The sequence below is a fragment of the Streptomyces sp. NPDC107575 genome, from assembly GCF_055657265.1.
Genome location: NZ_JBVKBG010000012.1, coordinates 188873 through 204841 on the forward strand (window position 1 = coordinate 188873; position 15969 = coordinate 204841).

The 15969-nt window shown below is 70.1% G+C and carries 14 protein-coding genes and 1 tRNA gene; 8 read left to right on the top strand and 7 right to left on the bottom strand.

Annotated elements, in window-relative coordinates; all coding sequences use genetic code 11:
• Positions 1-1702: 1702 nt before the first annotated feature.
• The 7 genes from ACZ7L4_RS41180 to ACZ7L4_RS41210 all read left to right on the top strand — a co-directional run bounded on the left by ACZ7L4_RS41180 (position 1703) and on the right by ACZ7L4_RS41210 (position 11601).
• Positions 1703-2011: a pilin gene (locus ACZ7L4_RS41180; RefSeq protein WP_472110198.1), complete on the top strand. Its 309-nt coding sequence runs from the start codon at positions 1703-1705 to the stop codon at positions 2009-2011.
• Between the two features lie 74 nt (positions 2012-2085).
• Positions 2086-3990, top strand: coding sequence for a hypothetical protein (locus tag ACZ7L4_RS41185; RefSeq protein ID WP_472110199.1), 1905 nt, complete (start codon positions 2086-2088; stop codon positions 3988-3990).
• The gene (locus ACZ7L4_RS41190) at positions 3987-5096 is read left to right on the top strand and encodes a PrgI family protein (protein WP_472110200.1); all 1110 of its coding nucleotides are present in this window, start codon (positions 3987-3989) and stop codon (positions 5094-5096) included. Before ACZ7L4_RS41185 ends, ACZ7L4_RS41190 begins: the two co-directional genes overlap by 4 nt.
• Positions 5093-6982, top strand: a complete 1890-nt coding sequence (locus tag ACZ7L4_RS41195; RefSeq protein WP_472110201.1) for a VirB4 family type IV secretion system protein — start codon at positions 5093-5095, stop codon at positions 6980-6982. The genes ACZ7L4_RS41190 and ACZ7L4_RS41195 overlap by 4 nt, the downstream gene beginning before the upstream one ends.
• 64 nt (positions 6983-7046) lie before the next feature.
• Positions 7047-9518: a type IV secretory system conjugative DNA transfer family protein gene (locus tag ACZ7L4_RS41200; protein ID WP_472110202.1), complete on the top strand. Its 2472-nt coding sequence runs from the start codon at positions 7047-7049 to the stop codon at positions 9516-9518.
• Between the two features lie 29 nt (positions 9519-9547).
• Positions 9548-10621 (top strand): replication-relaxation family protein, encoded by a 1074-nt coding sequence (locus ACZ7L4_RS41205; protein WP_472110203.1) that lies wholly within the window; start codon positions 9548-9550, stop codon positions 10619-10621.
• Complete coding sequence (locus ACZ7L4_RS41210; RefSeq protein ID WP_472110204.1) at positions 10621-11601, top strand: C40 family peptidase; 981 nt, start codon at positions 10621-10623, stop codon at positions 11599-11601. The genes ACZ7L4_RS41205 and ACZ7L4_RS41210 overlap by 1 nt, the downstream gene beginning before the upstream one ends.
• Before the next feature lie 33 nt (positions 11602-11634).
• On the opposite strand, the gene ACZ7L4_RS41215 is transcribed toward ACZ7L4_RS41210, so the two are convergent.
• The 6 genes from ACZ7L4_RS41215 to ACZ7L4_RS41240 form a co-directional block, all read right to left on the bottom strand.
• Positions 11635-12273, bottom strand: coding sequence for a hypothetical protein (locus tag ACZ7L4_RS41215; RefSeq protein WP_472110205.1), 639 nt, complete (start codon positions 12271-12273; stop codon positions 11635-11637).
• A gap of 70 nt (positions 12274-12343) precedes the next feature.
• Positions 12344-12808, bottom strand: a complete 465-nt coding sequence (locus ACZ7L4_RS41220; protein WP_472110206.1) for a hypothetical protein — start codon at positions 12806-12808, stop codon at positions 12344-12346.
• 92 nt (positions 12809-12900) lie between these two features.
• Complete coding sequence (locus ACZ7L4_RS41225; RefSeq protein WP_472110207.1) at positions 12901-14016, bottom strand: DUF932 domain-containing protein; 1116 nt, start codon at positions 14014-14016, stop codon at positions 12901-12903.
• 33 nt (positions 14017-14049) lie between these two features.
• A tRNA-Ile gene (locus tag ACZ7L4_RS41230) sits at positions 14050-14123 on the bottom strand.
• Between the two features lie 33 nt (positions 14124-14156).
• Positions 14157-14402 (bottom strand): hypothetical protein, encoded by a 246-nt coding sequence (locus tag ACZ7L4_RS41235; RefSeq protein ID WP_472110208.1) that lies wholly within the window; start codon positions 14400-14402, stop codon positions 14157-14159.
• A gap of 9 nt (positions 14403-14411) precedes the next feature.
• Positions 14412-14684 (bottom strand): hypothetical protein, encoded by a 273-nt coding sequence (locus ACZ7L4_RS41240; RefSeq protein WP_472110209.1) that lies wholly within the window; start codon positions 14682-14684, stop codon positions 14412-14414.
• 167 nt (positions 14685-14851) lie between these two features.
• Between ACZ7L4_RS41240 and ACZ7L4_RS41245 the strand changes: the two genes are divergently transcribed.
• Positions 14852-15085, top strand: a complete 234-nt coding sequence (locus ACZ7L4_RS41245; protein WP_472110210.1) for a hypothetical protein — start codon at positions 14852-14854, stop codon at positions 15083-15085.
• Positions 15086-15306: 221 nt separating this feature from the next.
• On the opposite strand, the gene ACZ7L4_RS41250 is transcribed toward ACZ7L4_RS41245, so the two are convergent.
• Positions 15307-15852 (bottom strand): flavoprotein, encoded by a 546-nt coding sequence (locus ACZ7L4_RS41250; RefSeq protein WP_472110211.1) that lies wholly within the window; start codon positions 15850-15852, stop codon positions 15307-15309.
• Positions 15853-15969 lie beyond the last annotated feature (117 nt).

A 15969-nucleotide genomic window follows, 5' to 3' on the forward strand; every position in this document is an offset into this window, starting at 1 on the left:
AGTCGAGCTCGCGTTCAGTTTCGCCAGGAGCAGGCTGGCAGTTGCTTGACGCCGCCTGTGCCGTGCCGGAAGGCCATCGCCCCGAGGATCAGCCCGAGTGACACGACCACTGCGGCGACCAAGGCGCCCAAATTCCGTGACGCCGCCTGCCGGTGGTACCCCCGTCACCACGTGCACCACTCGCATACATGGCAAGAGCATGCCCGAGGGTGGCAGGGCAAAGCCGGACGGCAGGATGCCCAGCCCAAAAGACCGCATCTCACCGTCACAGTTCCCGTCGGCGACCTACCGAGCCATGAACGGACACTCGGCGCGCCCCACCACTGCCCAAGGCTTAACCGACAGCTCCCGCCTCGCCCACGACAGGCAATACCACACAAGGTGTTCGGAAAAGGAACGGCTAAGCGGCACTTAAGAGGCGACAAGCTCTGGACCTACTGGCGCACCCCAGCCGCTTGGAGGTCTACATCCCCATGCCTCCACATGATCTGCGCCGAGCACTGGCCCCTCTCCGTGCCAAGGCGCGCGGCGCTGCCGCGCTTTCCGCGACTTGTTCTTTTCTTGTCTGCTGCGTGACCAACTGCTCGTCCTCAGCCCTTTCTTGTGTGAAGGAGGTGTTGGTCGTGGCAGTTGAACGACGAGGCGTCATCGTTCCGGTGGTCGGGGACGGTCACAACGACCGCGTGCTCCCTCTGACCGCCATTCGAGCCGACTTCGGAGCGCCGTCGACAGAGCCCGAGAAATTCCGCTTGGATGGTCACTCGATCACGGGCCTACCCCCAACGACGCCCCACTGGTCGGGCTACGCCGCAATCCTGCTTCGCGACCATTGCCCGCGCCGAAGTCACGACGCCGTAAGGCCCAGCTGGTTCGCCGGTCCCGAAGGACCGGTACGGCCTGCCTCCTGGCGTGCACGTGGGTGGACCTTGGCCCGCCGCGCCGGACAGGTGGGCGATTCGCTGTCCGGACGAGCCGGGCGACCTCCAGAGCGAGGCGCTGTCGGACCCGGAGTTCTGGTCATGCCGGGCGCCACTACCCAGACTTCGTGCCCGTCCGGGCAGCGCGCGCTGCTGCCCTCAGTCGGGCCGAGGTGGACCTCAACGGATCGACGCGACTTGAGTCGGACCGGTTCTCGGTCCGGTCCGGGCAGACCGATCCCGGACGGTCGCTGCAGCTGTGTACAAGAAGTACGGCGCCGAGGCGAGCGTCGACCGGTGGCCTCTCCTCGCGAGGCGAACATTGCCATCGGATCGGCCAGTCCGCCCGCCGGGTGCCCTTGGCCCGCACCGCCTCCCGAGCGAAAGCCCCAGCGAGGCCGTGACGAAGGTGCGCTAGCCGGCGCCTCGCGTCCTGACCCTGTAGCCAGCCAGGCGAGGAGACGAAGTCGCAACCCCGCCGCCCAAATGCAGATCCTCATCGCGGGCCTTCGCCTCAGGAGGTGCAGCCCCATGTCTCATCCCTTGCGTGTCCGCCCGGTCTGCGGAGGTGCGCCGTGACCAAGAGTCTGTCGCAACTGACCTTCCACTCCCACCCGTTTGTAGAGAGTCCGGACTCGGTCCGGTCCGCTGCCACCCGGTCCCCCGCGGAGTCCGATGCAGTCCGACCCGATGCCAACGAGTCCGATGCGGTCCGATCCGAGTCCGACCGTCGCCGACGGCGGTCCGGACCGTGTTGCAGTATCCGGTTGTTGGTCACTGTGTCCGTGCTGTCGGTCGTCTGCGTGGCGTACGGCGCTTCGGCGTACGCAGCCGCCAGCCCCGACTCCTACTTGGCATTGGCCAAGTCCGTGAACGAGATTCTCGACAACATCCGAAACTGGATCATGGGCATTCTCGCCGGCCTCGCAACGGTGTTCTTGACCGTCGGTGGCGTCCGCTACGTCATGGCCGGAGGCGACCCGGGCGAGGTCGAAAAGGCCAAGACGGCCTTCAAGAGCGCCGGGTGGGGGTACGGCCTTGCCGCACTCGCCCCGCTCGTCGTGGAGATCCTCAAAGGAATCGTGGGCAACTGATGGCTGTCTCGGCTCAGTCCGCACGCCGTGTGCGCCGTTGCGGCGCCGGGCGGCGATGTCTACGCCCGACGATCGTGCTCGTGACCCTCGCCTTGGCGATCGTCGCTCCCCTGGCGCCCGCCCAGGCCGATCCGGGCAGCCCGAGCCCCACGCCTGCCTCCCGCCCGCCCATGGCGACTTCCACCCCCTCGCAGCCACGGAACCTGCTCGCCCCCGCACCGCCCAACCCCTCGCCCTCCTGCACCTCACCACGCTGCCCCCGTACGCCGCCGAACCCCGGAAAGCCGGAAACAACCGAGGAGCCAGCGCCGACTGGGCCCAGCAGCCAAGGGATCCGGGCGCCGGGCGGCGTCAGCGGATGGATCGCCAAGGGAATCACCAGCGCGCTCAACTCCTTCTTCCGCGGCATCGTCGACGCGGCCCTCAACCCGCTGCTCGACCTGCTCGGCAGGACACTGCTGACCACCCCGAGCCCCTCGTCCCTGCCACGCCTCGGCCAGCTCTGGGACAACTCCTGGCAGATCGCCATCGCCTGCTACGCGCTGCTGGTCACCGCGGCCGGCGTACTCGTCATGACCCACGAATCCGTGCAGACGCGCTATTCCCTGAAGGAGATCGCACCGCGCATCCCGCTGGGGTTCCTGGCTGCAGGCCTGTCGCTGTTCCTCGCGGGCAAGGCCGTCGATCTGGCCAACGCCCTCTCCACGGCGGTCATGGGGGACGGCGTGGACACGGGCACGGCCGGCGCCGCGCTGCAGGCCTTCGTCTTCGCCGGCCTCAACGCCAACACCGGCAGCGTCTTCTTCGTCCTGATCGGCTTCGTCATCGCCGGCACGTTGGTGGTGCTGCTGGTCGGCTACGTCGTCCGGCTCGCCCTCACCGTGATCCTCATCGCCGGGGCCCCGCTGGCTCTGATGTGCCACGCGCTGCCGCAGACCGAAGGCATTGCCCGCTGGTGGTGGAAGGCGTTCGGTGGGGTCCTCGCCATCCAGATCGTCCAGTCCCTCGCGTTGATCACCGGGCTGCGGCTCTTCCTCACGTCGGGTGGGTTCGTCGTGTTCGGGCAGGGTCGCAGCGGCCTGGTGGATCTCCTCGTCGCGTTGGCGCTGTTCTACATCCTGCTCAAGATTCCGTTCTGGGTGCTCGGATCGCTGCGGTTCAGTCATGGCCGCCGCTCGCTCGTCGGCGGTCTCGTCCGCGCCTACGTCACCTACCGGACCTTCGGGGCCCTGCGCGGCTTCACGGGCACGGCAACCGGTCGGGGCTCCGGCGGAGGGGCGGGGCCTTCTTCCTTCGCCGGCGGTTCGAATGGGCCACCCAACTCGCCAGCTCCATCCGGCACTTCTCCTGCAGCAGCTCTACGACGTGCCGGTGAGGCGGCTCGTCTTTCACGGCCGACACCGGGCAGCGCCGGTGGCCGAGGATCCCGACTTGCTCCCCGGCCCCCGTCGTTCGGTCCGCCACCGCCTGGCCCACCTGCCGGAGACGGTGCTCCGGCCCATCCCGATGGCGGCCCGCCCCTGCCCATGTTCCGCGGCCCCGGGGAACCCGACGCACCCAGCGTCCCTCCCGTTGCACCGCACACTCCATGGCCCCGCCCCGCAGGCCAGCCCGCCCTGCCCAGTTTCCGCGCTCCGAGCTCAACGCCCCGAGTGGCCCCGCCTGGTCAGCAAGCATCGGGAACACCCGGAGCCCACACCAGTACCTGGGCACGGCGCCCACTCCCGTGGCCGCCCGTCCAACCCACGGGGCATCCGATGCAGGCCAGCTGGCCTCCGGCACCCGCCACATTCCGTCCCCCGATCCCAGAGAGCACCAGCGCTGCGAGCCCGCTGCCACCACGTACCAATCCGCCACCACCCACAGCGTTCCGCGCTCCCCCGCCCCCACCCGGCCCAAGCCCAGCGCCCGCTCCCGCCAGCAACCGAGTACGGCGACGTCTTCCTCCCCAGCCCCCTCAGGGCGGTGAACCCCGATGAGCGCCCCCAACTCCGCCTCCCCGACCCGCTACTCCGTGCGCATCCCCGCGGACGTAGACCGCGAGGACACCGTCCTCGCGAACCTCACCGCCCGCCAGCTGTTGCTCCTGTCGGTCACCGGGGTTGTGCTCTACGGGCTGTGGACCATGTCCCGTCCATTCGTCCCGGTCGCCGTGTTCCTGGTCGTGGCCCTGCCCGTGGCCGGTGCCGTCGCCATCCTGGCGCTGGGCCAGCGCGACGGCGTATCGCTGGACCGGCTCCTCCTGGCCGCGATCCGGCAACACACAACACCGCGCCACCAAGTCGCCGCACCGGAGGGAATCCACCCACCACCCACCTGGCTCGCCCGATACGCCACCACCCCAGACGGCCAGAAGCCGTCGGACACACCTGCGGTGCCGCTCCAGTTGCCCGCCCGCGACGTCACCGATACCGGAGTCATCGACCTCGGCACGGACGGGCTCGCCGCGATCGGCGTGTGCGGCACGGTGAACTTCGCGCTGCGCACCGCAACCGAACAGGAGGCGCTGGTCGGCGCCTTCGGCCGCTATCTCCACTCCCTCACCGCTCCCGTACAGATCCTCGTTCGCGCCGAGCGCCTCGACCTGAGTGCGCAGGTCACCGAACTTCGCGAGTGCGCACCAGCTCTGCCACACCCAGCCCTGGAGGCGGCGGCACGCGAGCACGCCGACTATCTTGTCGCTCTCGCCGGTCGCGTCGACCTTCTCCGGCGCCAGGTGCTGCTCGTGCTGCGCGAGCCTTTGCTGTCCTACTCCGGGGGTTTGGCCGGAGGCGACAGCGCGGGGCCCCGTGTCCTCGCCGTCCGGGCGCGGCGCAGTCGTGCTCGGCGCCCATCGGTCACCGACGCGGCGCGGCGCGCGGCAGAGGCGCGACTGGCACGCCGGGTCACGGAGGCCGTGGAGCTACTGGGCCCCATCGGCATCACCGTCACACCACTCGACGCCGGCGAGGCCACAGCCGTTCTGGCAGCCGCCTGCAATCCGGACAGCTTCCTGCGCCCGTCCTCGATGCTCGCCGGCGCCGACGAGGTCATCACCGCGACCACCGGCCCGTACGAGGACCTCGACGGGAGGGAACCACCGTGAAGCGCTCCCGTGCGCGAGCAACAGCGGCAGGCGGCGCCGCCGCCTTCACCCCCGATGCCCTCACCGTCGCGCCCCGCCACCTGGAGGTCGGCGGCGACTGGACGGCGTCGTTCGCCATCACCGGGTTCCCGCGGGAAGTCCAACCCGGCTGGCTGCAGCCTCTGTTGACGTACCCGGGCCGCGTGGACGTGGCCCTGCACATCGAGCCGATCGACCCCGTCACCGCCGCGCAGCGGCTGCGCCGACAGCTGGCCAAGCTCGAGTCCGGCCGCCGCTACACGCAGGACAAGGGGCGCCTGCTCGACCCGCAAGTGGAGGCGGCCACCGAGGACGCCTACGACCTCAGCGCCCGGGTGGCCCGCGGAGAGGGAAAGCTCTACCGGCTCGGCCTGTACCTCACCGTGCACGCGGGCAGTCGCGACCAACTCACCGACGAGGTCGCCGCGGTGCGGTCGCTGGCGGCGAGCCTGCTCCTGGATGCGAAGCCGACGACGTACCGGAGTCTGCAGGGCTGGCTCACCTGCCTGCCCGTGGCCCTGGACCTGATCAAGATGCGCCGCACCTTCGACACCGCGGCGCTGTCGGCGGCCTTCCCGTTCACCAGCCCCGACCTGCCGCCGCCCGATCCGACCTCCGTCGCCGCGCCGAGCGGGGTGCTGTACGGCTACAACATCGGCAGCCAGGGCCTGGTCCACTGGGACCGGTTCGCCCTGGACAACCACAACGCGGTCGTGCTGGGCCGCTCCGGCGCCGGAAAGTCCTACCTGGTCAAGCTGGAGGCGCTGCGTTCGCTGTACCGCGGGATCGAGATCCATGTGATCGACCCGGAGGACGAGTACGCGCGGATGACACAAGCCGTCGGCGGTGCCTACGTGCATTTAGGCGCGGGCGACGTCCGCGTCAATCCGTTCGACCTGCCCCTGCGCGCACGCCCCGATGGCCGGCTCAGTGCACCCCGGGACGCCCTCGTGCGCCGGTCGCTGTTCGTGCACACCGTCCTGGCCGTGCTCCTGGGAGGGACACTGACCCCGGCCGATCGCGCCGTGCTCGATCGCGCCATCGCGGCCACCTATCAGCAGACCGGCATCACCGCCGATCCGCGTACCTGGACCCGGCCCGCCCCGCTGCTGGCCGATCTCGCCGCTGTGCTGCACCGGACGAAGGACCGGGCAGCCACCGACCTGGCGGACCGGCTGCATCCCTTCGTCCGGGGCGCGTTCTCGGAGCTGTTCGCGGGCCCGACCACCACCCGCCCCGAGGGGCACCTCGTCGCGTTCTCGCTGCGGGACCTCGCCGACGAGCTCAAGCCCATCGGCACCCTGCTGACCCTCGACACCGTGTGGCGGCAGGTGTCCGATCCCGCGTTGCGTCGGCCGCGCCTTGTCGTGGTCGACGAAGCGTGGATGCTCATGAAGGAGCCCGCGGGGGCCGAGTTCCTCTTCCGCATGGCCAAGGCGAGCCGCAAGCACTGGGCCGGGCTGACCGTGGCCACCCAGGACACCGCCGATGTCCTGTCCACCGACCTGGGCAAGGCCGTCGTCGCGAATGCAGCCACCCAGATCCTGCTGCGCCAGGCACCGCAGGCCATCGATGAGATCACCCGCGCCTTCAACCTCTCCGACGGCGAACGCCAGTTTCTGCTGACCGCCGATCGCGGGCAAGGCCTGCTGTCCGCCACCCAGCGCGTCGCCTTCCAGGCCGTGGCTTCCGCAACCGAGCACTACCTCGTGACCACCGACCCCGCCGAACTCACCGCGTACGAGGAACAGGACGTCCGATACCCGCACGCCGACACCAGCATGTCGATCGAACTCACCACTGATGAGGGCGACTTGACCAATCCCCCCATCGACGAAGAGGACTCGCTCGATCTCGGCCCTGCCTAAGCAGCGGTCATCCGGGCGGATCACGCCGCCTCCCCCAATTCACATCCACGAGGAGCTTTCCGCCATGTCACCGCCCAGCGCTTCCCCGCTCGAGGACTACCTCCGCGATCCACAAGGCGCCGTCCACGCCGTCCTCGACTTCATCGGACGCTGGGGCACGCAGTGGGGTCCGGCGGCAGGAACCATCACTGCCCTGGGTGCCGCCGGGGCGTTCGCCTCCCGCACGTGGTGGCGGCGCCGCCACCGGCGCTTGTTGACTGTTCGCGCCCGCGTGATCAGCATCCTCCCGCCGCCCACAGCCGACCCGGAGGGGGCAGCAGCGCTGTGGGCGAACCTCGCGGGCCTCCTCGGGACTTCCCGACGTCGGCGTCTCGCCGGCCGGGCGCCGCACGTGGCGTGGGAGTACGTCCTCGACCGGGAGACGGCGCGGCTCCAGTTGTGGGTGCCGGGCACGGTGCCGCCGGGGCTGCTCGAGCGTGCCGTCGAGGCCGCCTGGCCCGGCGCCCGCACCGCCACCCACCTTGCGCGTTCGCCCCTCCTGCGCACTGCGCCCAAGGACCGCAAGCTCATCCCCGCAGGCGGTGAGCTGCTGCTCGCCCGCGGCGACGCACTGCCACTCCGCTCCGACTTTCCGGCCGACCCCCTCCGCGCCCTCTTCGGCGCCGCGGCCGGTCTCGCCTCGAACGAGCAGGCAGTCGTCCAGATCCTGACCCGGCCGGCGACCAGGCGCAGGGCGCGGCAGACACACCGTGCGGCCCGGCACGTAGGAGCCGGACACTCGGCGCACCGCATCGGCCGCCTCCTCGATCTCTTGACGCCGGGACTGGGCCCCCGCTCTCACACCCGCGCCAGGAACCCCGACCGGCAGGCGGCACTGGAGACGTCCGCGCAGGACCGCGCGATCGTCACCAAACAACGAGGCCCCCTGTACGAGACCCTGCTCCGCTACGGCATCACTGCCACCATCCCCGCCACGGCCTCCCCCGCCGACCGGTCGCGCGCACGAGGTCGTCTGCGAGGCCGGGGCCACGCCATCGCGGGCGCATTCTCCGCGTTCACCGAGCACAATCACTTCCGCCGCCTGAGGCTGCGGCGCCCGCTGCCCCGCGTATCGGAACGGCGTCTGGACCGAGGTGACTTGCTCGGAGTCGCCGAACTGGCGGCGCTCGCCCACCTGCCGTGGGACCAGACGGTTCCCGGCCTGCAGCGGGCGGGCGCCCGCACCGTGGCCCCACCGCCCGGTGTTCCCGCGGCCGGAAGGGCCATCCGCCCGCTCGGTCGCACCGACACCGGCGCCCCGCGCCCGGTCGGCCTCTGGGTGCCGGACGCCCGCCACCACCTCCACGTCCTCGGAGCCACCGGGGCAGGCAAGTCCGAACTCCTCGCCCGCATGGCACTGGCCGACGCCGACGCCGGACGCGGCGTCGTAGTGATCGACCCCAAGGGCGACCTGGTCACCGACATCCTGGCGCGCCTGCCGGAGGAACTCGGCCCCAAGGTGGCGCTGTTCGACGCCGACAGCACCGACCGCCCACCCGTCCTCAACCCGCTCGAGGGCGAAGACGTCGCGCACACCGTCGACGACATCGTCTCCGTGTTCTCGCGCGTCTATGCCGCCTCCTGGGGGCCACGCACCGACGACATCCTCCGAGCCGGGCTGCTCACCCTGCGCATGCTGCCCGGCGTCCCGACTCTGACCGATCTGCCACGGCTGCTGTCCCTCACCCCGTTTCGACGCCGCGCCGTCGACCACGTCTCCGACGACCTCCTGCGCGGCTTCTGGTCCTGGTACGACGCCCTGTCCGAGGCCGGACGCGCGCACGTGGCGGCCCCGCTCATGAACAAGCTCCGGGCCTTCCTGCTGCGGCCGTTCGTCCGGGCAGCCATGGCCTCGGGGCCGTCCACCGTCGACATGGGCCAGGTCCTGGACGGTGGCATCTGCCTGGTCCGCATCGCCCGCGATTCCCTGGGCGCGGAGACCTCCCGGCTGATCGGTTCGCTGGTCGTCGCCAGGACCTGGCAGGCGGCCACCCGCCGGGCGCACCTCCCTCCGGCACGACGCCGGGACGCCTCCCTCTACATCGACGAGGCGCACACCTTCCTCAACTTGCCGTACGCCATGGAGGACCTGCTCGCCGAGGCCCGCGGCTACCGGCTCTCCCTCACCCTGGCCCACCAGTACCTGCGCCAGCTCCCCCGGGACCTGGCGGAGGGCATGAGCGCCAACGCCCGTACGAAGATCCTCTTCACCGCCTCCCCCGAGGACGCCCACCATCTGGCCCGCCACACCGAGCCCCGCCTGACGGAGCACGACCTGTCTCACCTCGGCGCGTTCCACATCGCTGTCCGACCAGTGGTGCACGGCGCCGAGCTGCCCGCCTTCACCGCGGTCACCGAGAAACTCCCGCCTCCGGTCCACGGGCGGGCAGACGCGATCCGCCGCGCCGCCCGCCGCAACGCCCCACCGGCCGAGACACCCCAGCCCCTCCCTCCCCCGCCCGGATCGAAATCCCAGGACCCCCGCCGTGCGCATTGATCCGCCCCACCCCCACGAAGGAGTACACCGTGAAAACCCCACCCATCCCGCAGCGCTCCCTGCGCGGGCACCGCCCTCACCGCCCCGCCCCACGCGCAGCCACCAGCGCCGAATACATCGCACGCCTCGCCGGCCACCTCACGGAACGCGACCAGTGGCTGGCCCGCATGCTCTACGAGCACAAAGTCCTGACCACCGGCCAGATCACCCAACTCGCCTGGCCGTCGGCCCGCAGCGCCAACCTGCGCCTGCTCCGCCTGTACCAGTGGCGCGTCGTGGACCGGTTCCAGCCTTTCGTCACCTACGGCTCCGCCCCGATGCACTACGTCCTCGACGTCGCCGGTGCCGCCGTCATCGCCCGCCAGGACGGCCTGGATCCTGGGCAGTTGGACTACCGCCGCGAGCGGGCACTGGGCCAGGCACATTCGCTGCGCCTGGCCCACACCGTCGCCACGAACACCTTCTTCACCACGCTCGTCCACCATTCCCGCCACGCGGACGGTGATGGTCGGCTGACCGCGTGGTGGTCGGAGGCACGCTGCCGTGGCTTCTTCGGCGACATCGTCCGCCCCGACGCGTACGGCCGGTGGCGCGAGCGCGGCGCCGAGTTCGAATGGTTCCTCGAATACGACTGGGGCACCGAGCGCCCCGCCGACCTCGTGGGCGACAAGCTCCCCGGCTACGCGCACCTCGCGGCAACGAGCGGAATCACCACTCCGATCTTGTTCTGGACCCCGACCGCACGCCGCGAGGAGCGCGTGCGCCGGGCCCTGGACATCGCCGCCGCGCTCCTGGAGGAACCGTCTCTGATCCCCGCGGCCACCACCTGCACCGAGCTCGTCCCCGGCGAGGAGTGCGCCGATCCCGCGGTACGCAGGTGGCTGCCGCTGGGCACCCCGACCACGGGCGTCGGCCGCCGCCTGTGCCTGACGGAACTCCACGCCGCCTGGTCCGACCTTCCTGGGCCCGCCCCTGCCACGACTGCCCGGCAAACCGAATCCGAGGACTCTGAGGACCTGGAAGCCATGCCCGCGCCTCCGCGCCCGCCATCACCGCAGCCGCCCAGCACACCCACCGGGCCCCGCCCACGCAAGGCGCCGTAATGCGCTCCGCGGGCGCTGTCCTGGGCTCGGCCGCGGCCGGCGTCGTCCTCATCGCCGCGGTCGCCGGAGCGGGCGCGGGCAGCCTGCTGGCGCCCTTCGGTGCCAGCGCGCCCGGCGTCCGCGCCCTGGCCGACATCCCGGCCCGCTACCTCGCGCTGTACGCGAACGCGGCGACCACCTGCCCAGGCCTGGACTGGTCGGTCCTGGCCGCCGTCGGCAAGATCGAATCCGACCACGGCCGCTCCCCGCTGCCCGGCGTCCGCAGCGGCGCCAACTCCGCGGGCGCGCGCGGCCCGATGCAGTTCCTGCTCCCCACCTTCACCGGCGTCGTCGCCCGGCACCCCGCCCTCCGGCAGGGCTCGAGGCCCCCGTCGCCGTACGACCCCGACGACGCGATCCCCGCCGCGGCCGCCTACCTGTGCGACTCCGGCGCCCGCCATGGAGCGGACATCACCCGAGCCCTGTGGACGTACAACCACAGCGACGCCTACGCTGCCCAAGTCCTCGCCCAGGCCGAGCAGTACCGCCACCGGTCCACGAACTCCGCGGCCGTGCGCGTGATCGCCTACGCCCAGGCCCAGCTCGGACTCCCCTACACCTGGGGCGGCAACGGCCCCGAGCACGGCGACGCCGGCTTCGACTGCTCGGGTCTGACCCGCGCCGCGTACGCGGCGGCAGGCATCGACCTGCCGCGCACGGCCCAGCAACAGTTCACGGCCGCCCGCCCCTTGCCCGCGCACGCACCCCCACAGCCGGGCGACCTCGCCTTCTACGGCACCGGCCGGGCGCACATCGCGCATGTCGGCCTCTACATCGGAGGCGGGCGAATGATCCACGCGCCGGGCCGCACCAAGCCGATCAGGATCGCCCCGTACCGGTATCCCGGCGACAACTACGTGGGAGCGGGACGGCCGATCCGTCCCGCTCCCACGCCACTCCTCAGAGAGGGTTCGCCCGGCGTCGCGGCAGCGCTTCGCTGAGCCGAGGCGCTGCCGCGTCTGCCTCCGGGCACGTCACCAGACGCGGAACCCTTCCCGGTGCTGGGCCCGTTGCAGATAGGCGATCCATTGCGTCCAGTAGTCGAGTTCCTCGGCGTCACCGCCGACGATCACCTTGACCTCTTCGGCGCTGTGGACGCGGTAGCTCTCCAGTGCCGCCGCGATCTCCTCGGGGGTGACCAGCCAGCCGTCGTTCGAGCAGAACTTGTGCAGCGCGATGCCGAAGGCCGGTTCGACGTGCCAGGACAGGTGCGCATGCAGTTGCTTCCAATAGGCCACCACCTCCGGGCGGGCCGGAAGGCCCGACCCGGGGGTCCGGTCGGCGAAGGCCTCGATCTCCTCACGGGTGACGCCCTCGGGCTCGTGCGGGAAGGGCGGCGCCGCGTAGCCGGAGACGATCATGCCGAGCTGTTCCATGACCTCGCAGTAGCGGGACATGCCCCAGATGTTGAGCCGGAAGTAGGAGGTGTCTGTTTCCATCAGCGCTTCGAAGGTGCGCTCCACTTCCTCCTGGGCAGCCGCGACATCGGCATGGTCGGGCGGCAGGTTGAGCGTGTCCCGTGCGCCGACCGCCGCATGGAAGGCCTTCTCGGCCGCGCGGACCTTGGCGGCCTCGTCGTCGGGCACGGTCTCGATGAACATGTCGTAGCCCATGGTGGGCTCCTTGAGTGGTTGGGTTGGGCGGGTGCCCGGCACGGCGGGCGGCCGTGGCCGGGCGGGGCGGCTACCAGACGCGGATGCCGCCGTGGTCGCGGGCCCTGGTGAGCAGGGCGAGCCAGTCGGGCCACCAGCGCAGTCCGTCGCGGGTGTAGGCCTGCGCCTCCGGGGAGGCAGCGGCCCACCACCCGAGCGCCGCGGTGATCTCGTCGGGCGTGACGAGCCAGCCGCCGTGGCTGAGCTTGTAGCAGGGAATCCCGGCCGGATGGTCTGCCTGCCCGTCGAAGAGGGCGCCGACCGCGTCGGCGAACTGTTCGAGTTCGGGCGGGGTCTCGGCGGAGTCCGTGGCCAGGAATTCCGTCACGCGCGCGGCGGTGGTGCCGTGGTCCTCCGGGTGCGGCTCGCGGGGCGGGCTGCGGTGCTCGATCATGCCGAGCGCGTCCATGACCTGCAGCATCATGGCCAGCCGGGTGCATTCCACCCGCAGTGGTGCGTCCTGTTCCGCGTCCTCAACATCCAGTTCGAAACACATGGTTGACCTCGCTGTTGTTCAGGGTTCAGTGATCAGGGAGGCCGCGCCCCGGTCATCGGGACTCTGGGGCGGGGCGCGGCCGGTCGGTGGGCTCACACCGTCCGCAGGCGCATCAGACGCTCGTGGGCCCGGGATTTGGTGTCGTCGTCGGTGCCTTCCAGCAGCGCCGTGGCGCGGGCGATCTCCTGCGTCATGGTCTTGCCGGGGCGGCGCGGGGCGACGTGATCGAGGTAATCGGTCAGCGTCCGCTCGGCCGCGTAGGCGGTACGTCCGATCTGCTGGGCCTCGATGGCGAACATGTCGGCGAGCAAGTCCCGGCGCCGTTCGTCGGCGCGCACGGTGCGCGCACTCGCATCGTCCTTCTGGGGCCACAGTTCGCCGACGAGCCGGTCGAATGCGTCGATCGCGAAGTTCGTTCGCGCGAGCGCCGTTTCCTCGGCCGCCCACTGCTCGTAGTACGCGATGGACAGCTTGAGGGTGCGCCGGGCTTCCTTGATCCGGCCGGTAGCGGACTTGGTGTGCCGGACGGTCCACCGGGTGTACGCGTCACGTACGGCGAACCGCTCGGTGTTGCCGCACACCGGCCGCCACGGCGTAACGACGGCGGTGAACGGGGAGCGCCCGTCATGGGAGTTGATCACAGCGACGAACGGGGTGATCTCGTCGTTGATGCCGTCGGCGTCGATGACGATGCTGCGCGGCAACCGGATCGAGACGAACACCTTGCGTCCGTCGCGCAGGGCTCCAGCGGACTCCCAGATCACGCCGAAGTCGTTGACGAGTTCCTGGAGGAACTCGAATCCGGACCGGTTCTGGATCGGTGCGTACTGTGCGCCGACCACGCCGAGCGCGGCACCCGTGTCGTCGCGGACCGTGTGGAACTTGCCGTCGTGCTCGCGCAGTTCATCGCGCCAGCGGTAGACCGCAGGAACTCGCTCCACCTGGAAGTCGATCCCGGCGAGGCCGAGCACGGCGTCGATGTCGGTGATCCCGCCGGGGATGACGTTGCCGAGCCCGTGCCATGCCGGTGTGCTGGCGTACAGGGCGGCGGTGCCGAGCGAGGTGTCGAGACCGTCCTTGCCGATGACCTCGCCCCGGTCGTACCCGACGGTGGCCGCATACGTGCCGTCGTCGCGGCGGACGGCTCCGGTCTCCGCGATGCGGGCGGAGCGCTCCGCGTGGAACCTCTCGTTGACGTCAGTGGACATTGCTCCTCCTCCATGGTCACGAGATGAGAGGAGTGGACCCGACCGGGATCGAACCGGCGCTGACGTTCGGTTATAAGCCGACCGCTCTACCACTGAGCTACGGGCCCTGTTGTGCGTGAGGTGTTTGATGGCTCCGGCCGTCAGTCGCAGGCGGCCGAGCGGGTGATCGACTCGCGGCGCGCATGGCGCGGGCCGGAACGCTCACCCCAGGGATCGACGAGCGCGAACCGTGCAGCGGGGAGGCCGAGTTGGTCGGCAAGCGCGCACTCGCGGCACTGACACGGGAGCGCGAGCCACAGACCGTGATGGCTCTTGATCGAACCGTGGTAGATCACGAGGTCACCGGGCTCGATCATGTCGAGCGACCGGAACAGCGAATCGGACATGGCGCCCCCTCAGGCAGCCAGAACCGGAAGAGTTGCGGTGCGCGGGTAGGTCTCCCACGCGGTGACGAGCACGTGCGCCTCACTCGGCCGGTACGCGGCTATACGGCGGAAGTGGCCGTGGATCAGGAGGAAGCCGCAGGACGGCTCGCGCTGGTAGATCGTTCGGTAGGTCTCGGCGGCCATGCGGCCGAACGGGGAGGCGTAGGGCCAGTCGGCCGGGAGGCCGCGCGCGGCGAGGAAGTCGGCGACAGTTATCCGCTGTAGCGAAATCTTGAATTCCATAACCATTCCTCCTGGCCAGGAACATTTTCTGTACCCCCATAATCTCGCCGCCACCCATGCTGGTCAAGCGCATGGGCCATGATTTTTGGGGGTACAAAAACAGGGCGTGATCCGCGCAGGAAGGAGGCGCCTGTTAGATTTTCGGCAGCCCAGGAAAGGAGCGCGACATGGCACGTTTGGGCCGCCCTGCCACCGGCGTCACGCCGAAGCGCAACGTCCGCGTGCCCGACGCGCTCTGGGCCGCAGCAATCAAGGAGGCCGCCGCAGCAGGCACGTCGGTTACGCAGTGGATCAACGAGGACCTACAGAAGCGGGTCAACGCGGCGCAGCGAAAGCGCACCCACCAGAAACAAGAGGACGATGCCAGCGGAGAAGGAACACCCGCGGGCACCGCAGATTGAGCAACCGTCTGCCGATCCACCCAACGACCGCAGGTACGGCCACGGCCTTCATGGAATCGGCTAGTTACTACGTAACGGCATTGAGTTGCAGGAGCCCAAGGAAGGGCTTTTCCGCCGCCGACCTGCGGACTTTGCGCTTTTCGGGTCTACCTCTCTAGAGGGAAGACGGAAAGGAAGGTGGATCCGTACCAGCATCCATCCCATTTTTCTCTGTCTGCGCCTCACTTCTTTTCGTGGCGAATCTCCTTGGCGGCAGCGAGAGCGTCAGCCCATGGATAGGCCTTCGGCGCCCCGGAGCCCGCCGGGTTCGGCTGGAATCCGGACTCGCCGTACAGCACGGTGACTCCTTGATCGCGAAGATCCGCGATGCTGCGATCAAGTTGGCGATGCTGGGCGTACGCCGCATTCACGCAGGGCATGGCCACGGTGGGGATCCGCTTGCCGATGGCCTCGGCCACCACACCCACCACGAACGAGGACGTGATGCCGAGCGCCCACGAGTTGATGCTGTTGAACGTCGCCGGGGCGAAAAGAATGACTTCGGCCTTTGGCCATGCATCGGCTTCCCCCGGAAGTTTGTATTCGCTGCGTACGGGATGCCCGGTCAAAGCCGCCAAACCGTCGAGACTTTCACCGAGCCAACGGGCAGCCGTCGGCGTCAATCCCACGCACACGTCCCACCCATCGGCCTGCGCCGCCTCGACGGTTTCGGCGATGTCGAAGACCGGCGGAGCAGCTGACGCGAAGAGATACAAGACTGAGGTCATGCCCTCATCCCACCCTGGGCGATTGACCGCATGCAACCGCCCGCGCCACTCTCCGACGAACGAAGCGAACGGCGGTCCGCCAACTGCGCCAGCGGGTACCGTTCCAGATGGTGAGCC